This window comes from Ruegeria sp. HKCCD4884, from assembly GCF_013110855.1.
GTDB lineage: Bacteria > Pseudomonadota > Alphaproteobacteria > Rhodobacterales > Rhodobacteraceae > Ruegeria.
Map to the genome: position 1 here is coordinate 262628 of NZ_WVRJ01000006.1, position 19800 is coordinate 282427.

At 56.3% G+C, this 19800-nt stretch carries 17 protein-coding genes and 1 tRNA gene; 9 read left to right on the forward strand and 9 right to left on the reverse strand.

Translation table 11 applies throughout. The annotated features are described in order from the left end of the window. Positions 1–581: 581 nt before the first annotated feature. Together GS636_RS11530 and GS636_RS11535 are read right to left on the reverse strand one after the other, a co-directional pair. Positions 582–1046 (reverse strand): NUDIX domain-containing protein, encoded by a 465-nt coding sequence (locus GS636_RS11530; RefSeq protein WP_171669550.1) that lies wholly within the window; start codon positions 1044–1046, stop codon positions 582–584. A 232-nt stretch (positions 1047–1278) separates the two neighbouring features. Next, positions 1279–2478, reverse strand: a complete 1200-nt coding sequence (locus GS636_RS11535) for an ROK family transcriptional regulator (protein WP_171669572.1) — start codon at positions 2476–2478, stop codon at positions 1279–1281. Positions 2479–2664: 186 nt separating this feature from the next. On the opposite strand from GS636_RS11535, the gene GS636_RS11540 reads away from it, so the two are divergent. The 3 genes from GS636_RS11540 to GS636_RS11550 all read left to right on the forward strand — a co-directional run bounded on the left by GS636_RS11540 (position 2665) and on the right by GS636_RS11550 (position 5653). Continuing rightward, a complete protein-coding gene (locus GS636_RS11540; RefSeq protein ID WP_171093906.1) occupies positions 2665–3684 on the forward strand; it encodes a sugar ABC transporter substrate-binding protein in 1020 nt (339 codons plus the stop codon). Between the two features lie 116 nt (positions 3685–3800). After that, entirely contained in the window at positions 3801–4871 is a 1071-nt protein-coding gene (locus GS636_RS11545; RefSeq protein ID WP_171188454.1) for an ABC transporter permease, read from the forward strand. Beyond that, positions 4871–5653 carry an ATP-binding cassette domain-containing protein gene (locus GS636_RS11550; RefSeq protein ID WP_171093903.1) on the forward strand — a complete coding sequence of 261 codons (783 nt, stop codon included), beginning with the start codon at positions 4871–4873 and terminating at the stop codon, positions 5651–5653. The genes GS636_RS11545 and GS636_RS11550 overlap by 1 nt, the downstream gene beginning before the upstream one ends. A 363-nt stretch (positions 5654–6016) precedes the next feature. Here GS636_RS11550 and GS636_RS11555 read toward each other — a convergent pair. The 3 genes from GS636_RS11555 to GS636_RS11565 all read right to left on the reverse strand — a co-directional run bounded on the left by GS636_RS11555 (position 6017) and on the right by GS636_RS11565 (position 8617). Continuing rightward, positions 6017–6093 (reverse strand) — tRNA-Met (locus tag GS636_RS11555). 55 nt (positions 6094–6148) lie between these two features. Further along, positions 6149–7150, reverse strand: a complete 1002-nt coding sequence (locus GS636_RS11560; RefSeq protein WP_171669551.1) for an alpha/beta fold hydrolase — start codon at positions 7148–7150, stop codon at positions 6149–6151. Then, complete coding sequence (locus GS636_RS11565) at positions 7151–8617, reverse strand: NAD(P)/FAD-dependent oxidoreductase (protein WP_171669552.1); 1467 nt, start codon at positions 8615–8617, stop codon at positions 7151–7153. It abuts the gene before it with no gap. Between the two features lie 229 nt (positions 8618–8846). On the opposite strand from GS636_RS11565, the gene GS636_RS11570 reads away from it, so the two are divergent. The 4 genes from GS636_RS11570 (at position 8847) to GS636_RS11585 (ending at position 13045) form a co-directional block, all read left to right on the forward strand. Beyond that, entirely contained in the window at positions 8847–10394 is a 1548-nt protein-coding gene (locus GS636_RS11570) for a trimethylamine methyltransferase family protein (protein WP_171091364.1), read from the forward strand. Between the two features lie 70 nt (positions 10395–10464). After that, positions 10465–11568 (forward strand): mandelate racemase/muconate lactonizing enzyme family protein, encoded by a 1104-nt coding sequence (locus GS636_RS11575; RefSeq protein ID WP_171669553.1) that lies wholly within the window; start codon positions 10465–10467, stop codon positions 11566–11568. A 14-nt stretch (positions 11569–11582) separates the two neighbouring features. Then, positions 11583–12314: an SDR family NAD(P)-dependent oxidoreductase gene (locus GS636_RS11580; RefSeq protein WP_171669554.1), complete on the forward strand. Its 732-nt coding sequence runs from the start codon at positions 11583–11585 to the stop codon at positions 12312–12314. Then, the gene (locus GS636_RS11585; protein WP_171669555.1) at positions 12311–13045 is read left to right on the forward strand and encodes an SDR family NAD(P)-dependent oxidoreductase; all 735 of its coding nucleotides are present in this window, start codon (positions 12311–12313) and stop codon (positions 13043–13045) included. Before GS636_RS11580 ends, GS636_RS11585 begins: the two co-directional genes overlap by 4 nt. 10 nt (positions 13046–13055) lie before the next feature. On the opposite strand, the gene GS636_RS11590 is transcribed toward GS636_RS11585, so the two are convergent. Genes GS636_RS11590 through GS636_RS11605 form a run of 4 tightly spaced genes read right to left on the reverse strand, consistent with a single transcriptional unit; the run spans position 13056 to position 17530 of the window. After that, positions 13056–14396, reverse strand: a complete 1341-nt coding sequence (locus tag GS636_RS11590) for an FAD-binding oxidoreductase (protein ID WP_171669556.1) — start codon at positions 14394–14396, stop codon at positions 13056–13058. Next, positions 14393–15889, reverse strand: a complete 1497-nt coding sequence (locus tag GS636_RS11595) for an aldehyde dehydrogenase (protein ID WP_171669557.1) — start codon at positions 15887–15889, stop codon at positions 14393–14395. Before GS636_RS11595 ends, GS636_RS11590 begins: the two co-directional genes overlap by 4 nt. A 5-nt stretch (positions 15890–15894) precedes the next feature. Further along, positions 15895–16812, reverse strand: a complete 918-nt coding sequence (locus tag GS636_RS11600) for a dihydrodipicolinate synthase family protein (RefSeq protein WP_171669558.1) — start codon at positions 16810–16812, stop codon at positions 15895–15897. Between the two features lie 7 nt (positions 16813–16819). Next, positions 16820–17530, reverse strand: coding sequence for a GntR family transcriptional regulator (locus GS636_RS11605; protein WP_171669559.1), 711 nt, complete (start codon positions 17528–17530; stop codon positions 16820–16822). A 162-nt stretch (positions 17531–17692) separates the two neighbouring features. Between GS636_RS11605 and GS636_RS11610 the strand changes: the two genes are divergently transcribed. Both GS636_RS11610 and GS636_RS22905 read left to right on the forward strand, forming a co-directional pair. After that, positions 17693–18643, forward strand: coding sequence for a GlxA family transcriptional regulator (locus GS636_RS11610; protein ID WP_171669560.1), 951 nt, complete (start codon positions 17693–17695; stop codon positions 18641–18643). 727 nt (positions 18644–19370) lie between these two features. Further along, positions 19371–19619 carry a DUF6629 family protein gene (locus GS636_RS22905; RefSeq protein WP_371808724.1) on the forward strand — a complete coding sequence of 83 codons (249 nt, stop codon included), beginning with the start codon at positions 19371–19373 and terminating at the stop codon, positions 19617–19619. Positions 19620–19800 lie beyond the last annotated feature (181 nt).

Sequence of the window (19800 nt, forward strand, 5' to 3'; positions counted from 1 at the left end):
TCGTTGATGAACTCTGAGTATCTTTCCGTCATCTAAACATAAAAATAAATCGATATGTGCTGTGAATTGGGATTCGGACTTCGCGCGCACAGAGAAAGTAGCGCTTTTTCGCTGGCGACACCGGCGTTTGGAAGGCGTATCAGACCAAAGCGTATGTCGAATGCCGGGCCAGCCTGCTTTCCCTAAATGGCGCTTGAAACACAAAGCGGCCGGAATGATGGTGGGAAGAACGCAAGAACAGCTGTGATTTTTCTTCAAAATCAGCTTTTTGTGTTGAGGGATTTGGTGGCGGAGGTCCGTTTGGGCACAAACCCCACACAACAACTCTCTGTAAAAAACGGGTTCCGCGATCCGCAAGGCGAAAGGGACATGGTTGAATCTCGCGGTGACCTTCAGGTCAAAGGCGGGATCTTGGACGTCGTCGAACGTCATTTTTCCCGGCGGTACCGATGTAACTGAGGCCGCTTTGTAGAATTCCAAACGTGATGAACGGCAGGAATGAGCCAAAGGGGGCAGAGCGGCACCAACGTGGATCTTGGCGAAAGTCAGCTCCGAGCACATTGGGCCGCGTCGAACTTGCTTTAGATGCCTGTAATCAGAAGGTGTTTACTCGGGGTTTGTTTGACGAACTCGTTTTCTATCCAGCGAAGAACGCGCCGTTGCCCACCAAATGCCACCATCTCAATCGCTTCTTGGAAACTAACCCACCGGTAATCACTGTGCTCATGATTCAGTACCACCGTCGCTGAAGCAGCCACGAATGCGACAAATACGGGCGCCACGGTAATTGCATCGCGATCTGGTTCATAAAATTGCTCGCATATATCGCCTGAATACAGAGCGTTAGGCTTCAATCCTGTCTCTTCGAAAAGCTCTCGCACAGCCGTTTGCCAGGCCGATTCACCATCTTCGATACCTCCTGCCACTTGGCACCACTCGCCTATCAGTGACTGTGTTCTTTTTAAGAGTAGAACTTCATACCGCGTATCTATTTCTCGAACAGCTACAAGCGATACAAGGAACGACCTGATCGGAATTTCTGCCACGAGCCAGTCTCCGTACCCAGTGATTTGCAGTCCTGTGTAGGCGATTTACGTTACATGGCATAGTTTCGCTTTGTCTCGCGTTTTGGTAATTTGTATCGGCCGGCGGTTGTTGTTTAGCTTCCCGTATAGCCGTCTGACGTCCGCACCAATAGGACAGTTTGGGTCGATTTGATAAGAGAGGGTTTCTGGCTCGTCGTGACTGCCAAAGGGGTTTGACCCGGACGAGTTGCGGCTACATTCCAGAGAGCCCGGCATTAGTATTCAGCAAAAACTGGCGAAAAATTGGGCTGCTAGCCGCACCAATGCCACGTGCGTTTTCCCCGACCGCGGCGGCTTCCACAACTGGAGGTATCAAACCGCGTTTGTCTTGGTTAATTAGGTATCTGCGAACCCGCGAGACCAGCTCTTCCCTCACTTCAGGCGGGAAGGCGCCATCAATGAAAATCGCTTCAAAGTCGATGACAGCGCAAATTGAAAGAGCGGCCTTGGCCAATTCTTGCGCCGTTGTGCCAATCCATGGCTCGACATAGCGAGAGATGCTGCTCCAATCCTGCGGCTTTTTCCATAGAATCCCCGGGTCGACACCCGCTTCGATCAATCTATCCTCGAGCAAAAACAGCGACGCCGTGTCGATCAGTTGCTGGCTCTCACCCAATGGGCCCGTCGTGCGCATGGCGCCCAATGCGCCGGCATTGCCTTGGTTGCCCTCGAACACGGTTCCGTTCAGCGCAACACCGCCCCCGATCATTGAGCCAATAAAGAAGTAGAAGTAGTCACGGTATTCTGCCCCACGCCCATAGAGATGTTCTGCGTGACATGCAGCTGTTGCGTCGTTGACCACAAAAACCGGCAGATCGCTGAACTTGGCAACCTCGGAAAAGAAGTTCACGTTTCTCCAGGACCGGAATTTTTTTGCGGCAAGCCCAGACAGATCGTGCCATTTCCAAAGTTCGAATGGGGTCCCGATCCCGATCCCACAAACACGATCACGAAGCCTCTGCGGCTCGTGGGACAAAAGCGTGTCCAAACCAGTTTCCAAAAACCCGAAAATGACCTCTGGTAGCGGATAGTCATAAGTCGTGGAAAGTTGGCGGCGTGGTGTACCTGTAAAGTCGATCAAGAGCAGGTCGGCGCTACGCCGCCCGATCTTCATCCCAACCGACAAGATACCTTCCGGGTTCAATTCCATTGGGATCGAGGGCTTTCCAACTTTCCCGCGCAGTGGGGTTCCACGCTTAAGAATCGCATCCTTTTCAAGCTTGCGCAGAATAATTGATACAGTCTGAGGAGAAAGGCCCGTCAATCTCGCGACGTCGGCGCCAGCGGTGGGGCCATGTCGTTGTAAAACTGTCAAAATCAGACGTTCGTTGTGATCGCGAACCCCGCTTTGACTTACCCCGCCGGTCAGTGTTCTGAGCGCCTCTTTCTCCATAATCCTGAACATAAACACCTTGTTTTCTTATGAAAAGGCGTCTGGGTAAATTAATAAATAAACTTTATTTATTTATTGACAGGAAGGCTAGAATCACTTTTTCTTGAAAAAGACCTTCATTAGAGGATGAGGGCGAGCCTCGTTGGCGGGCCATGCGGGGCAACAACAATTTTCTGGGAGGACAACATGAAAAATCTATTCAAGATTGCCGCGTCTGCTACCGCGCTTACAGTGGCTGCGGCGTCTGCACACGCGGCCGGAGAAACCGTTTGCCTGATCACTAAGACAGATACCAATCCATTCTTTGTAAAGATGAAAGAAGGCGCAACGGCCAAAGCTGAAGAGCTTGGAATGACCCTTAAGGCGTTTGCAGGTAAGGTGGACGGCGACCATGAAACGCAGGTGCAAGCCATTGAAACCTGCATTCTCGACGGCGCAAAAGGCATCCTGCTTACTGCGTCGGACACAAGCTCGATTGTCCCTGCGGTTCAGCAGGCGCGGGATGCCGGTCTTTTGGTGATCGCGTTGGACACACCGCTAAGCCCGATTGACTCTGCCGATGCTACATTTGCCACGGACAACTACAAGGCAGGCCTGCTTATTGGACAGTGGGCGAAGGCCAAGATGGGCGATGCAGCCGCGGATGCAAAGATTGCAACGCTTGATCTGAACGTTAGCCAGCCCACCGTAGACGTCTTGCGCAATCAGGGTTTCCTCGACGGCTTCGGGGTGGAATTGGCAGATCCTAACGTCATCGGAGACGAAACCGACGCACGACTGGTTGGCAGTGACGTGACGGACGGCAACGAAGAAGGCGGGCGTCGCGCGATGGAGAACCTGCTGGCCAAGGACTCGTCCATCAACGTTGTACACACGATCAACGAACCGGCAGCAGCCGGTGCCTACGAGGCGCTTAAATCCATTGGACGCGAAAATGACGTACTGATCGTCTCGGTCGATGGCGGCTGCCCCGGGGTCCAGAATGTGGAAGCTGGTGTTATCGGGGCCACCAGCCAACAATATCCACTGTTGATGGCGTCACTTGGCGTTGAAGCCATCAAGAAATGGGCCGACGAAGGCGTGAAGCCGGAAAACACTCCTGGCAAGGACTTCTACGATACGGGCGTTGCTCTGATCACCGATCAACCGGTTGATGGGGTGGAATCCATCTCAGTCGCAGAAGGTCTGGAGCTCTGCTGGGGCTAAGCAAAAACCTTATGGATGAGGCGCACCTGAGCGCCTCATCATTCCATTCACCATAAAACTGAAACTTCCTGTAAGCTGACCTCGTGGGACAACGCGATCCACGAAAAGGGGGAGAGATGTCCGAAGCAAACCAAGGCACCCAGGAATTCGAAACTGCGGCCAGTCGAACAGAAACTGTTGCAGAGTTCGAAGACCATCGGCGCGGCGTTCTAGGGAAGTTGCAGCATCTTCTCCACGTCAACCCATCTTTCGTGCCTCTGATCGTTCTGGTCGGTGCAATCCTGATCTTCGGGCTGCTTTTGGGCTCCAAGTTTTTCTCGCCCTTCGCGATGACTCTGATCCTGCAGCAGGTCCAGATTGTCGGCATTGTGGCGGCAGCACAGAGCCTTGTCATTCTGACCGCAGGCATCGACCTGAGCGTCGGTGCGATCATGGTGTTCTCGTCCGTGATCATGGGGCAGTTCACCTTTCGATATGGCATCCCCGTGCCTGTCGCGGTCTTTTGCGGCCTCGCCGTCGGCACCGCAATCGGAGCGATCAACGGCTGGCTTGTCAGTCGCGTTAAACTGCCCCCGTTCATCGTGACGCTGGGCATGTGGCAAATCGTTCTGGCCACCAATTTCTTGTATTCCGCAAACGAAACCATCCGCAGTCAGGATATTGAGGCCAACGCCCCCTTCCTGCAATTCTTTGGCACCAAGTTCAGCATCGGCGGCGCCACATTCACCGTTGGCGTGATGTTCATGCTGATACTGATTTTCGTGCTGGCCTATGCGCTGAAACACACCGCATGGGGCAGGCATGTCTACGCGGTCGGGGATGACCCCGAGGCCGCCGAGCTGTCCGGTGTCAACGTCCACAGAACCCTTATGTCCGTCTACATGCTGTCTGGTCTAATCTGCGCCTTCGCGGGTTGGGCCCTGATCGGGCGCATCGGATCTGTTTCGCCAACGTCCGGCCAATTGGCCAACATTGAAAGTATCACAGCGGTTGTGATCGGCGGCATCTCTCTGTTCGGTGGGCGGGGCTCGATTCTGGGGTCGCTGTTCGGAGCGCTGATCGTCGGTGTGTTCACCCTTGGGCTGAGGCTATTGGGTGCAGATGCGCAGTGGACCTTCCTGCTCATCGGTCTTCTCATCATCGCAGCGGTCGCCGTTGACCAGTGGATCAGAAAGGTATCGGGCTAATGTCAGACGCAACTCCAGTCGTCCAAGGACGTGGGATCGTAAAGCGCTATGGCCACGTGACCGCCATCGATCACTCCGATTTTGAACTGCGGCAAGGAGAAATTCTGGCGGTGATCGGGGACAACGGCGCGGGCAAGTCTTCCATCGTAAAGGCAATCTGCGGCGCCACGATCCCGGATGAAGGCGAGATTCTGATTGAAGGAAAGAAGGTAAACTTTACCTCTCCAATCGACGCCCGGAATATGGGTATCGAAATCGTCTATCAGCAACTTGCCATGTCTCCTGCCCTGTCGATTGCGGACAACATGTTCATGGGGCGAGAGATCCGCAAACCGGGTTTCATGGGCAAGTACATGCGTCAGCTCGACCGCCCCGCCATGGAGAAGTTCGCACGGGACAAACTGACCGAGCTTGGCCTGATGACCGTCCAGTCGATCAATCAGGCGGTTGAGACGCTGTCCGGTGGCCAGCGACAGGGCGTGGCCGTTGCGCGCGCAGCGGCCTTTGCGACCAAGTTCATCATCATGGACGAACCGACGGCTGCGTTGGGCGTGAAAGAAAGCCGCAAAGTACTTGAACTGATCCAAGATGTGCGGGCTCGCGGCATTCCGATCATCCTGATCAGTCACAACATGCCGCATGTCTTCGAGGTCGCTGACCGCATTCACGTGCACCGGCTGGGCAAAAGACTCTGCACGATTGACCCCAAGGATTACACGATGTCTGACGCTGTGGCCTTTATGACCGGAGCCAAGGAACCACCAAAAGAAGACGCCGCCTGATTGAGCAGGATGCAAGGCGCGTGTGCGACTTGATCACCTTCCGGAGGCAGGGCGGGGGTTCGGACGATTGTCGCAATCGCCAGCCCCCCTGCATCAGGAAAATCGACCCTGGCGGAAACCGTTGTGCAATTGCTGAGCGCATAACAGAGCTCGACGGTTCCGTTGGCTATCCGCGCTGTTCAGGGTCTTGCGGCCTCAACGGTTAATCGTGCTTAAAAACCAGACGCCAAGGCGCAGGGTAACATCAGATACCTGGTTTCTGAAATCGTTGTGTCTCCGATGGAAAACGACGTTATTCCGATTGAGGTTAAGGGACGCATAAGCGCCTTCGTCTCGAACCAAGAATCTAGAGTGGGGGGGTGATGGTAGCGGAGGAGGGACTTGAACCCCCGACACGCGGATTATGATTCCGCTGCTCTAACCAACTGAGCTACTCCGCCTTGAGTGAGAGGCGATGTAAGCGAGGGGCCGGGGAGGGTCAAGAGGGAAATCACCCTAACCGGGGATTTCTTTCAAGGCTTCGGGCACCGCATTCTGCATGGACGTACGAGGGACTGTCGTTGTTTCTACAATCCTGCGGATAAACGCAGCGCATGTTTCCGGTTCTGTAATCAGAATCATATGACCCAGCCCGTCCAGTTCTTCGTAACTCAGGCCATATTTGGTCATCGGAGGGCCGTGAAACGCCGGAGACAGGAGCGCGTCCTGACGACCGTAGAGGATACCCCCCGGCACAGACAGCTCGGGATACCTGGCCACCTGTGCATCGCAGCTGGCATCCAATCCTATGACATCCTGCGAGGCGGTGACAAATGCCGAAGGACGCAGCCCAAGCGCGCCACCTGCACGGTCCAGAAAGTCATCCGGTGGGGTTTCCGGCCCAAAGGCCACGCCCAGACTGTGTGGTGCTGTTTTTGAGGCCATGGGCACAGCGATCGTGTTGGCGATCAGGCTACGCAGCCATTCTGTCCGGATCTCGAGCGGTTTGAAGATCACCGGCGTTTCAGGCAGCCTATGCGTCAGCGGGGCCAACAAAGCCAGGCCGGACACCCGCTGGGGATGATCCAAAGCCAGTGCCAGTGACACCGCGCCTCCCAGCGAGTGTCCCACCAGTACGGCTTGATCCACGCCTTTAGTCTCCAGAAATTCGGCAATCATTGCGGCTTGTTGCGGTAAATGTGCCAGTTCTGCCTTGTCTCGTGTCGAGTACCCGCATCCGGGCCGATCCAGCGCTATGACGTGATATTCCTCTGACAGTTGATCCACCAGCGCATACGTGAAGTGCTGTAACTGACCGGCGAGGCCGTGAATCATGACAATGGTTTGTGCGTTGGGATCGCCCTTTTCCACAAAGTGAATGCTGCCGCCCTGAACGGGCACAATCTGACCCAGCTGTGGCACGGTTTTCAGACCCTGACGCATTATCTTTCGGGTCCACAAAGCCATGGCCAGAAGAAAGGCGATAAAAGCTGCGATCAGACTTAGAACAATTGTCATTTAGCTATCTCCGGGTCCAACGGGAATGTATTGCTCCAGCCCTGACTGTGCCATGCGTTTTTGAAATTCGCCAACAGTTCCCGGCCAAAGAGTCGTGTTCCTACCGTCCGCGTCAATGTACCACGAGGTGCAACCCCCGGACTGCCAGACGCTGTCGGCATGACGATCCGCCATTTCCTGCGTAAAGCCCGCCTGTTTCGTTTTGTCAGGTGTGATAGCGGAAAACCCTTTGTGCTTCATCTCGCTAAGGAGTCGACCGATGTGCTCGACCTGCGCTTCGATCATCAACACGACCGAGTTGTGGCCCAAACCTGTATGCGGACCCAGCAAAACAAAGAAATTGGGAAATCCTGCGACCGATGTGCCCAGATGAGCGTTCATGCCGTTTGCCCATGCCTTGCGCAGTGTCAGTCCGTCAGAGCCCGTGATGTCCAGCCGCTCAACCACATTGGTCACGTGAAAGCCGGTGCCCCAGATCAGCACATCAGCCCGGACCTCAGTCCTGTCCGCTGCCATGATTTTATCCCCGGCGATACGGGCCACACCCTGCGGTATGACGCTGACATTGTCGCGGGCGAGCGTAGGGTACCAGTCATTCGAGCTGAGAATGCGTTTGCAGCCGATCTGGTAGTCAGGTGTCAGAACGCGCCGTTCCTCTGGGTCGGTGATCGCGGTTTCCAGCGATTTTCGCCACATCTTCAGAGCAAAATTCATCGCCCGCTCTTCGCCCCGGAACACGCGGTGACGGAACTCAAAAAACATGAAAATCAGCTTGCGTCTGATACGTGGCAACAAAGGAATGCGGGCGTATAGCTTGCGTACCCACGGCGCGATCGGGCCATCCGGACGCGGCATCACGTATGGCGCGCTGCGCTGAAAGATGGTGACATGGCGTGCGAGTTTGACAATTTCAGGCACGAATTGCACAGCCGACGCCCCGGTGCCTACAACTGCAATCTCTTTGTCCGTCAGATCCACTTGGTGGTCCCATTGGGCCGAGTGAAAACTGGGGCCGGGAAAACTTTCTGCGCCCGGAAGATTCGGAATACTCGGATGATGCAAGGCCCCAATTGCAGATACCAGAAACCGGGCCGACCATAGATCCCCATCGACGGTTTCAACGTGCCAGCGGCCGCCATTCCATCTGGCCGACTTCAGTTCACGCCCGAAATGGCACAGATCATAAAGCCCCTCTTGTCGCGCGACGTCTTTCAGGTAGGCCTGAATTTCGGCACCCCCGGCATAAGCACGGCTCCAGTGCGGGTTCGGATGGGTGGCCATGGAATAAAGGTGCGAGGGCACATCACAGGCCACGCCGGGATAGGTATTTTCGCGCCACGTGCCACCGATATCATCGGCCTTTTCCAGAATCGCAATATCGGAGAGGCCACGTTTGCGGGCCTCAAGCGCCATGGTCAGCCCTGAAAAACCGGCGCCGATGATCAGCATTTCCGTCGTTTGGTGCATTTCTGCGCCCCTCCTGAAACAACCATACGGGTACGTGTTGCAGATGTATGCACCTGTTTGACAGTGAAGCAGGTTACTTAACGAAAGGTAACCAAAGGTTCACTTGCGCTGCGTGCGCACGAAAATCCTGGGATGTGGCACGTGTCGCTTCCTGCAAGCACATATCGCAATCAGAGAGGTGACGGCTCTGCGAATCCGCCAGTTTGTGTGAAAATTGGAGGATTGCCCTTTGACTACTCGCACAGCTGCACGGTCCGGTGGACGCTCTGCCCGCCGCGCCCAACGTACCGCTCCAAACTTTGCCATGCTGCCGGGCCTGACCCGAGGCATTCCCGTTTGCGAAGTCATGGACGGAAGTCAGGTCGAACGCATCGACAACGCCGCAATGGACATTCTGGAAAACGTCGGCGTTCAGTTCCGCGACCCTATCGCTCTGGAAGATTGGAAGAAAGCCGGTGCCAAGGTTGTCGGAGAGTTGGTCTATCTGGACCGCAACATGGTGCGCGAGCTGATCTCGACGATCCCGGCGCAGTTCACCTATCATGCGCGCGACCCGCAAAAGAACCTTGCGCTGGGTGGCAAGCATTCGATCTTTGTTCCGATGACCGGCGCGCCTTTCCTGCGCGATCTGGATGACGTGCGGCGGAACCCGACGCTGGATGATCTGGCGATGTTCCATAAGCTTTCGCACATGATGCCTGCGCTGCACAGCTCGGCTCACCATATTGTCGAGCCTTATGATCACCCGATCAGCCAGCGGCATCTGCGCATCACCTATTCGTCGATGAAGTACTCGGACAAGACATTCATGGGCATGACCACCTCGCCCAAGAATGCCGAGGATGTGATGGATATGTGCGATATCCTGTTCGGTGAAGGCTTTATCGACGACCATCCTGTCACCACCGGCAACTGCAACGGCAACAGCCCTCTGGTGTGGGATGAAACCATGCTGGGCGCGATGCGTGCCTTTAGCCGACGCAACCAGCCGGTTTTGTGCTCGCCCTTCGTTTTGGGTGGTGCGAACACACCCGCGTCGGTGCCCGCGACCGTAGCGCAGCTGACAGCCGAGGCGTTGTCGGCGCTGGCCTACACACAGGTGATCCGCAAGGGTGCACCTGCGATCTGGGGGCACTACCTGTCGACCGTGTCGATGAAATCCGGTGCGCCCATGGCGGGAACGCCAGAAATCAGCTTGATGAATTTCATGATCGGTCAGATGGCGCGGTATTACGACGTGCCGTGGCGCACTTCGAACACGTTGGGCGGGGCTAAGACGTTTGACGCGCAAGCGGGATACGAATCCGCCACAACGCTCAGCGCTGTTATCCACGCCGGAGCCAACTATATCTGGCATTCGGCAGGCTGGAATGAGGCGGGCATGCACTGTTCAGTCGCCAAGTTCGTGGTGGATGCCGAACAATGCGCGATGGCTTACCGCATGGCGGAAGGCCCGAAGTGGCACGATTTTGATCAGGCGCTTGCGGCGGTTCCCGATGTAGGCCCTGGTGGTCACTACCTTGGCCATCCGCACACGCAGGACAATTTCCAGACGGCGTTCTTTATGCCTGAACTCTTTGACAACAACTCGATCGAACAATGGGTGGCTGAGGGCGAAGTGGAAATCACCGAACGCGCCTTGAAGCACGCACGAAAACTGCTGGCCGAGTACCAAGAGCCAAAACTGGACGAAGCCAAAAACGAGGCGCTTCTCGACTATATCGCGCGCCGCGAAAGGGAAATCCCGGCGGCGGATGAGTTGAACCAGACCTACTGATACAATTTCCCCGTACTGGCCCGCCCGCAATCCGGGTGGGCCCTTTTTCGTTCAGGACAAGCAGAGAAACATGAAGATCGCCGAACTCCATATCTACAGCTACGACCTGCCGGTTAAAAACGGACCCTACACTATGGCCAACGCACAGGTTTGGTCGCTGGATACTACTCTGGTCAAAGTTGTTGCGGATAATGGTCTGGTGGGTTGGGGCGAAACTTGCCCGGTTGGCCCGACATATGCTGAGGCACACGCAAAAGGCGCCCGCGCTGCATTGCTCGAAATGGCCCCCGGCCTGATCGGAACCGAAGCACTTCCGCTAACCTTGCATCGCCAGATGGATGGGCTGCTGAACGGGCACGCTTATGCCAAAGCAGCAATCGATATCGCAGTTCATGATGTGTTGGGCAAACATCTGGGCGTTCCTGTCTGCGATCTGCTGGGCGGAGCAACCACAGACACGGTGCCGTCCTATTATGCCACTGGCGTTGGTGCGCCGGACGATATTGCCCGTCTGGCCGCCGAAAAGATGGCCGAAGGCTACCCGCGTTTACAGATCAAGGTCGGGGGCCGCCCGGTTGAGATCGACATCGAAACCATCCGCAAGGTCTGGGACGTTGTCAAAGGGTCGGGTACACGTCTGGCTGTGGATGGCAATCGGGGCTGGACCACGCGCGACGCTTTGCGCGTCAGCCGCGAATGCCCTGAAATTCCGTTCATCATGGAACAGCCCTGCAACACCATGGAGGATTTGCAGAAGATCCGGCCTCAGGTCACGCACGGCATTTACATGGACGAAAACAGCACCAGTCTGAACACTGTGATCTCGGCAGCAGGGATCGGTCTGGTCGATGGGTTCGGGATGAAAGTCACTCGGATCGGCGGGTTGAACCCCATGCGCGCTTTCCGCGACATTTGCGAAGCCCGAAACCTTCCGCACACCTGCGATGACAGCTGGGGTGGGGATATCATCGCTGCGGCCTGCACTCATGTCGGTGCAACGGTTCGGCCCGATCTGTTGGAAGGCGTCTGGCTTGCCGCGCCTTATATCGAAGGCAACTATGATCCTGAAAATGGAATCCAGATCAAAGGCGGACATGTGGCGTTACCAAACGGGCCGGGGCTGGGTGTGGTGCCTGATGAAGGTCAATTCGGCACCCCTATTGCGTCGTTCTAACTGTGGATGATCTCATGAACCTGAATGGAAAATCGGCTTTGGTCACTGGTGCGGCAGGAGGCATCGGGGCGTCAATCGTTGAGCGTTTGCGCGAAGCTGGTGCGCGGGTCGCGGTTGCGGACCGGTCGATCGATGGCATTGAGGCCGAGGCGCATCTGCCCGGCGATCTGCTTGATCCAGACTATGCCGACCAATTGCCCCAGGCCGCGGCGGCTGCGCTGGGCGGGCTCGATATCGTGATCAACAACGCAGGTGTCATCACACGCGGGTCTGTCACTGACACGTCGGATGCGGATTGGTCGTTGTCACTGGGCGTCAATGTCGAAGCCCCGTTTCGTATCTGTCGCGCGGCGATCCCGATCATGGCTGAAACAGGAGGGGGCGCTATCGTTAACACCGCGTCTTGTTGGGGGCTGCGCCCCGGTCCCAATCACGCCGTTTATTGCATGACCAAAGCGGCCATTGCGTCCCTGACCCAATGTATGGGTATGGACCATGCCCATCAGGGTATCCGCATCAACGCTGTGTGCCCGAATGAGGTGAATACGCCTATGCTGCGCTCAGGTTTTGAAAAGCGCGGCTTTGATCCAGATACGGCCGTGGCCGAGCTGGGCCAGACCGTGCCGCTGGGCCGCATCGCCGAGCCCGAGGATATTGCAGACGTCATCATGTTCCTCGTCTCGGACGCGTCGCGTTATGTTTGCGGTACGCTGGTTGAGGTCAACGGAGGAAAGCCCGTTTCATGAAGCGGTTCGAGGGAAAAGTGGCGCTGGTCACAGGCGGGCGCAGCGGTATCGGTCAGGCCATTGCCCGTAGGTTGCGGGATGAAGGCGCGCAGGTCTTTACCGCGCAACGAGGAGAAGACAGCCAGTTTCAAGGCATCGCAGCGGATTTCAACGACCCCGCCAGCCCTGCACAGGTAGTCAATGAAGTGGTCTCTGATGCTGGGCGCCTGGATGTATTGATCAACAACGCGGGTATAATGCAGGAAGCCTTGGTCGAAGACATGAGCCTTGAGGATTGGCATCGCAATCTCACGGTCAACCTGACCGCACCGTTCCTGATGATCAAAGCCGCGCTGCCGCATCTGCGTCAAACCCGTGGCAGCATCGTCAACACCGGGTCTATTGAAGGTTTGGGCAGCAATCCCGGTCACGCGGCTTATTGTGCGTCCAAAGCGGGTCTGCATGGTCTGACCCGCGCCGTCGCCGTGGATCACGGGGCCGAAGGTATCCGCTGCAACGCGGTGGCACCCGGATGGATCGATACCGATCTGAACGAGGATTTCATTGAATCCATGCCCGATCCCGCTGCATTTCGTCGTGACGTTGCCAAAATCCACCCTGTGGCCCGGACCGGGCAACCCGAAGAGGTTGCAGCGCTCGTCGCCTTTCTGGCGTCAGCAGATGCGGGTTTTATTACCGGGCAGGTTTACACGGTGGATGGCGGGCGTATGGCCAAGCTCAGCTTGCCCTGACGCCGACACATCATTCCTTGCCGGATCGCCATTCTTTCCAGAACAGGTAGCTGTTTGCCCCAAGCGATGCGAATGGCTCGGGCGGCAGGCGCGGAAGGTCCGGCTGCGCCAGAAAGTGATCCGCGATTTCCGACCCGCCCTGCATCACCAGTTCCGCGATACCCATGCCCTGCAGGGTCCCTCGGGCGATGCCAAGACCATTTTGACAGCAGGCAGAAAATACGCCGTTTTCAAGCTCACCAAACGCTGCGGACCCATTTCGGCTAAGGCAGAGCATTCCGGCCCAGCGGTGCTCCATCTTGACGCCTGGCAGGTGCGGGAAGCGTTCCTTGAACTTGCGGTCATGTACCCGGCCAGCATTGCGCATCCGCGTCGCGCTGGTTTCGATCGTTGGATGAAAGCTGGAACCGGTGCGGATCAGGATGCGATCGCCGTAGCTGCCGGAAATGCGCCGTACCGATGTGCCCATCGGATCGGCCGGTGTTACCGACCAGCGCGATTGACCGCCTAGCGTCTTGATCTGTGCCTCGGTCAGCGGGGCCGAGATCGAGGCGTAAAGGCAGATATGCATCAATTGTCGTTGGTAGAATCCAAAGCTTTCGAGATGGCCGTTATTTGCCAGAATGATCCGCCCGGTGCTGACCCTGGCTTTGGCAGTGTTGACCACCCAGCCTGCGCCCTGCTTTTCGAAACTGGTGACGGGCGAGTTCTCGAACACGTCAATCCGTTCAGCCAATTGGGCTGAAAGCGCCCGCACATAGGCTGCGGGCTGGATCATCACTGTACCCGGCGCGTAAAGCCCCGAGGTGTAGTGTGGGCTGCCCGTGATCTCTTGCATCTGCTGCTGGTCATAGAGCGTATGCGGCTCGCCCAGTTTCGTCAGGTGCTGAGCGAATTCGCGGTTATGCGCGTCGCCCGCCCTGGTGGCAGCGGCATTGTACTTACCGCAAGGGTCGAACATCTCTTGCGGCAGAGCACGTTCCGAGGCTACGTCGGTCGCAAAAGCTATGGCCTTGCGGTTCAACGCAATGGCAGCACGATCCGCCTCTAACGCATCGCCCGCATAGTTGTCCGAGGCCAGATCATGGGGCAGGTCGATCATGAAGCCCGAATTCCGCCCCGCAGAGCCATCCGCAAATCGGCCCGCTTCCAGCAGAACGATCTTGAGTGACGGATCCAGTTGATGCAGACGCCGCGCGGTGCTGAGCCCGGCAAACCCACCGCCGACAATGGTGATTTCGGCGGTCAGGTCCTTGTCCAGCTCCGGCAGAGGTGTCTGAGGCGGCAGGATGGCATTCCATCCCGCCGGACCTGTCTGCCGGGGTAGTCTTTTGGCCTCGAACCGCGTCAATCCACGGCCTCGTCTGCGTCATCGGCCAGATCGATCCAGATGGTTTTCAACTGGGTGTACTGATCATGGGCGTGGACCGAATTGTCGCGACCGCCAAAGCCAGACTGCTTGTAGCCGCCAAACGGCGTGGTGATGTCGCCTTCGCCAAAACTGTTAACCGTCACAGTGCCCGCCCGAATGGCCCGCGCACCGCGTATGGCATGCTTGGCATTGGCCGTGAAGATCGAGGCACACAGGCCATAATCGGTGTCATTGGCGATCTTGATGGCTTCGTCAAAGCCTGACACTTCGATCACCGACAGAACCGGGCCGAAGATCTCTTCCCGCGCCAGAGTTGCATCATTGCCGGGTACTTCGACCACCGTAGCCTCGACAAAGCCTTTGTCGGCTTTACCGCCGATCACCACGCTCTCGGCCTGATCCAGATAACCGCAGACCTTGTTGTAATGCCCTTCGCTTACCAGCGCGCCCATGCGGGTTTCCGGGTCCAGCGGGTCGCCGATATTCCACTGTTTGGCATGATGCGCGATACGCTCCAGCAACTCGGCCTTCACATCCTTGTGCACGATCAGTCGGGAAGAGGCCGAGCAGTTCTCGCCCATGTTCCAGAACGCGCCGTTGACGACATGCGCGGCCACTCGGTCGAGGTTTTCAGCGTCATCCATGACGATGGCCGGGTTTTTACCGCCCATCTCCAGCACCACCTCTTTGGCGTTACTTTCGGCGGAATAGGTCAGGAACCGTTTGCCGGTCACGGTCGAGCCTGTGAAGGAGACCATGTCGATGTCCATATGCCGCCCGATGGGTTCACCAACCTCTGCGCCGCCGCCCGGAACGATGTTCAGAACGCCGCGCGGCAGGCCAGCCTCCATCGCCAGCTCAGCCATTCGCAGGGCGGTCAGCGTTGTCTCAGTCGCGGGTTTCACCACGACCGAACAGCCCGCCGCCAGAGCAGGCCCGATTTTCCACGCCAGCATCAGCAGCGGGAAGTTCCAGGGCAGCACCAGGCCGACAACGCCAATTGGTTCGCGCACCACCATGGCGATGTGATCGTCGCTGGCGGGCGAGACTTGATCGTAAATCTTGTCAATCGCCTCGGCGTGCCATTTCAGGCAGTGGATCGTCTCGGGCACGTCCACGGTTTCGCAATCAAAGATGGTCTTACCGCTGTCGATGCTTTCCATCACCGCCAGTTCGCGCGCATTGCGGGTCATCAGTTTGCACAACCGGATCAGCACATCTTTGCGTTCGCTCGGATGAAGCTTGGACCAACGGCCATCGTCAAACGCCTCGCGCGCCTTTTCGACAGCAAAGTCCACATCCGCCGCGCCGCAAGACGCGATATCCGCCAGTTTGGCACCAGTGGCTGGGTTCACTGTCTCAAAGGTCTCACCCGAAATCGCAGGACGGAATGCACCGTCGATGAAAGCGCCTGTGGGCAGCGTCAAGCCTGCGGCGATGGATTTGTATTCGTCCTGTGTCAGCAGATCCATGTCTCTTACCCCTCAGCCACAATGTCAGCGATTGTCTTCTTGAGCACACGCGTCACCTGTTCCAACGCGCGTTTGTCGTCTTTGTTCAGACCCTTCAGCGGAGGCCGCATGGCGCCCGCATCGATCCCGTTCATAGTCACGCCATGCTTGATGGTCTGGATGAACTTTCCTCCCTGTTCCAACACCCGCATCAGCGGCATCATGGCCGACATGATCCGCCGACCTTTGGAGAAATTCCCCTCAATCACGCAGGCATTGTAAAGCGCCACATGCTCGGCAGGCAGGAAGTTCGACCCGCCACAGACCCAGAACGGTGCGCCCCAGGCGAAGAACTCTAGCGCCTGGTCGTCCATTCCGCAGCCCAGCTGGATGTGAGGATAGTCCCGCGCCAACAGGTGCACCCTGTTAATATCGCCCGAGCTTTCCTTGATGCCGCAGAAGTTTCGGCTGCGGCCTACACGGTCAAGGAACTCCTCTCCCATCATCGTGCCGGTGCGGTGGGGATAGTTGTAAAGCATTACGGGCAGATCGGCGGCCTTGTCGATGGCTAACGCGTTCAGCGCATTTTCCCGGTCGGTCGGCACCGAGTAGGGTGGGCTGGCCAGCAGGATCGCATCTGCGCCAATCTCACGTGCGCCCGATGCCAAAGCAATCGAGTCCGACGTTAGCATCGCGCCTGTGCCAACCACCAACGGCAGTCTGCCGTTCAGCTTCTCATGAGTGAATTTGGCCAGCTCCAGCCGTTCTTCCACGGTCTGGGCATAGTTTTCACCGGTCGATCCGCCGGAGATCAGACCATGCACGCCGTTCTCGATCAGGTATTCGATCACGTCGGACAGGGCGTCCCAGTTCACGCTGCTATCGTCGTGATAGGGCGTGACCACAGGGGTATAGATACCCTCAAACTTGAAAATCGGGTTCATTCCGTCCTCATACAGGTTTCGAAAGGGGCGGGACGCCCATTGGGACATCCAGCGCGTCAGGCATCACGAATATTTCAATTTGATCGCGTGACAGGTTCCAGTGATCTTCGGCTAGCTTCGCAGCAGCGACTTCATCCCGCGCTTCGATGGCTGCGATGATCGCGTCGTGCTGTTGGCTGGCAAGAGACAGGTTTTCCGACATTTCACCGCTTTGCGGGCGGTAAAACGTCATGCCGATCCTTGCGTGATCGATCAGCAGTCGGTTGAACGACGGCAGAAGGTAGACATTTCCGGACATTTCGCCGGTCACATCGTGAAAACGGTTGTTGGCCAGTGCTCGGTCTTCGCCAGAGCCCTTGCGCAGCGCCGTTTTGAACGCTTGCTGTGCGTCTTTAAGGGCTTCGATTTGCGCAGGGCGAGCGTTCACCGCCGCCAGACGCAGGATTGCGCCGTACACCATTGGGGCAGCGAGGAAGAAATCACGCAGCGTGGTATACGACATCTCGGATACCCGTGCGCTGCGGTTTGTTCGCAGGTCAAGATAGCCTTCTCCGGCCAATTGCCTGAAGACCTCGCGCAGCGGTGTGCGTGACAGACCAAATTCGTCGGACAAATGCGCTTCGTCCAGATCTGTGCCTGGCTGCAGGCGCAGCGTCAGGATGGATGTTTTCAGATGCTCTTGTAACGCGGCTTTACGCGATTTGGCTTCGTCTTTCATTCCCTGAATCCGTTCTTTTTGCGCTGCGCTCGAATCGTGCGCGGTGGCTGTTATGTATTCTAACAAAATACAACTTGTATACAAAAAATTTTCGTGCAGCATGGGCGCCTGCAAAATAGACTCACATTTGGGCGCTGCCCCAATTTCAAAACGGTACAACTCATGCCAAAAACGCGGCACATCACATTTGTCTTGGTTGAAGAGTTCTCGCACCTCGCATTCTCATGCGCGGTCGAACCGCTGCGCATTGCAAACCTTGTAAGCGGGGAAGACCTTTATAGCTGGAACTTCGTGTCCGAGCAGGGCGAACAAGCGGTGTGTTCCAACGGGTCAGTCACATTGGTGCATTCCGGACTGGAAAAACTGACCAAATGTGATCAGCTTTTTGTTCTGTCGGGTATCCGTATGCGCAAGCATGTCACGCGCCCTTTGCTGGCTACCCTGCGACGCGAACGCGCCCGCGGCACACCGATCGGGGCCCTTTGCTCGGGTGCCTGGGTATTGGCCGAGGCCGGTTTTCTGGACGGTATGCAGGCCGCGATCCACTGGGAATACCATGACGCTTTCATGGAAGCGTTTCCCGAAGTTAATCTGGTCCGCAGCGTGTTTGTGGCTGACGAAAAGCACATTACCGCGTCCGGCGGTACTGCAACGGCAGACTTGATGCTTCACCTGATCGAGCGTGACCATGGCGAAGAGCTGGCAATCGATGTGGCCGATCAGATGGTTTACAATGCGGTGCGCAATGCAACGGCGAAACAGCGGGTATCGCTGCAATCACGCAATGGCATGCGTAACGCGCATCTCGCCAAGGCGATCAACATCATGCAGGACAGTATAGAAACCCCCGTCTCACCGTCTTTCATTGCCGAAGAGCTTGGAATTTCCACTCGGCAGCTTGAAAGGTTGTTCGGGAAGTATCTGAATACGTCACCCAAGAAGTATTTTATGGAGATGCGGTTGGAGCGGGCTCAGAAGCTGCTGCTGCAAACCGAGGCCTCGGTCACTGAGATCGCAATTGCCTGCGGGTTCGAAAACCCCGGCCATTTTTCGCGTGTGTACCGGTCCAGCTTTGGCGTCACACCGCACGCGCAGCGCAACAAGATCGACTGAGTACCGTTTACGTAAGAATTCTGCTGTCCGATACGGCAGGGGATGCCGCACTTACCCGGTCCAAAACGGACCAGAGCGGGCATCCCCCTAACCCTGCCGAGATACCCCCTCATTAAAACCGGACTAGTCAACAGATCGGCAGGATGATGCAGTAATAGATAGCGATATTGGCATAACTATTACCAGAACTTGTCATCGATGAGTTTCTTGTGCCCACATTCCTTAATCTTTGCCTTAATTTCGATCTTCGGATCTCTCATGAGAGGTCGTGAGCCTGCAGGAAAACACAGGTTTCACCGCGCTCAATCACTCGTAAAAACCCTTTTGAACAATGGTGTGAATACGGTCTTTGCAAAAACTCAAGGCCGGAGCGATTTCGTTGGTCAAGACAAACAGCATGGGGAAGAAGGTCAAAAGACGAGCCCGAAAATCCGCGTGGTGCAGGCTATCGGCATTCCTTGGTATGTCGGAAGAAAACATAGAGACACTTAACTTTTTAACCAACTTCTTCGCAGTGTCGCTGAGATCGTCGGTGCAGAACGACAAACATTCCGCTGGTTGGTCCGATTTGACTGGTCCGGATTTACCTGACAGCACCGTTTCCTAAATAGTTGGCCAGACAACAGACAATGCCGCCTTTAGCCAGCACAAGCTAGTACTTCGGAATGAAAAGTTTTCTTTGCTTCAACGTACTTCAGCTATTTAAAACGGTAAAGGTGGTCTAAGCTTGTGTTTCTCATCACAAGCCAGTTTTGTAGCCGGTGCAGCAATCATAGCCTGCAGTGGTCTTACGATACGTTTGGCGTTGCAAATGAGCGAACGATTTCTTCCGCTAGCCAGCTTTCCACTTTTCTTTGGAATTCAGCAATTGTCCGAAGGCTTTTTGTGGGTTTCCATTGATAACCCGTCGGCGAACCCTTCTTCGGCAGCTGCGTTGACGTTTCTCTTCTTTGCCTATTTCTTTTGGCCGTTTTGAGTTCCACTGTCCGCGGCTTCGATTGAAAGTGACCGGCGTCGCAGGCTCATATTCCAAGGGATTTGCGGAATTGGTTTTTGTCTTGGCTTGTTGCTTTACTTGCCAGTGTTGTTGTCACCAGCAAACCTAGGGTCAGGACTCATAGCCAATAGATAACGAGTGCTGCGAGGGCGATTGCTGA

What these genes read in the sequence shown, in the direction of transcription:
- GS636_RS11605 (WP_171669559.1), bottom strand. Translation starts at nt 17,530, where the DNA reads ATGAAAGACGAAGCCAAATCGCGTAAAGCCGCGTTACAAGAGCATCTG.
- GS636_RS11545 (WP_171188454.1), top strand. Translation starts at nt 3,801, where the DNA reads ATGTCCGAAGCAAACCAAGGCACCCAGGAATTCGAAACTGCGGCCAGT.
- GS636_RS11540 (WP_171093906.1), top strand. Translation starts at nt 2,665, where the DNA reads ATGAAAAATCTATTCAAGATTGCCGCGTCTGCTACCGCGCTTACAGTG.
- GS636_RS11535 (WP_171669572.1), bottom strand. Translation starts at nt 2,478, where the DNA reads ATGGAGAAAGAGGCGCTCAGAACACTGACCGGCGGGGTAAGTCAAAGC.
- GS636_RS11610 (WP_171669560.1), top strand. Translation starts at nt 17,693, where the DNA reads ATGCCAAAAACGCGGCACATCACATTTGTCTTGGTTGAAGAGTTCTCG.
- GS636_RS11565 (WP_171669552.1), bottom strand. Translation starts at nt 8,617, where the DNA reads ATGCACCAAACGACGGAAATGCTGATCATCGGCGCCGGTTTTTCAGGG.
- GS636_RS11550 (WP_171093903.1), top strand. Translation starts at nt 4,871, where the DNA reads ATGTCAGACGCAACTCCAGTCGTCCAAGGACGTGGGATCGTAAAGCGC.
- GS636_RS11585 (WP_171669555.1), top strand. Translation starts at nt 12,311, where the DNA reads ATGAAGCGGTTCGAGGGAAAAGTGGCGCTGGTCACAGGCGGGCGCAGC.
- GS636_RS11580 (WP_171669554.1), top strand. Translation starts at nt 11,583, where the DNA reads ATGAACCTGAATGGAAAATCGGCTTTGGTCACTGGTGCGGCAGGAGGC.
- GS636_RS11575 (WP_171669553.1), top strand. Translation starts at nt 10,465, where the DNA reads ATGAAGATCGCCGAACTCCATATCTACAGCTACGACCTGCCGGTTAAA.
- GS636_RS11595 (WP_171669557.1), bottom strand. Translation starts at nt 15,889, where the DNA reads ATGGATCTGCTGACACAGGACGAATACAAATCCATCGCCGCAGGCTTG.
- GS636_RS11560 (WP_171669551.1), bottom strand. Translation starts at nt 7,150, where the DNA reads ATGACAATTGTTCTAAGTCTGATCGCAGCTTTTATCGCCTTTCTTCTG.
- GS636_RS11600 (WP_171669558.1), bottom strand. Translation starts at nt 16,812, where the DNA reads ATGAACCCGATTTTCAAGTTTGAGGGTATCTATACCCCTGTGGTCACG.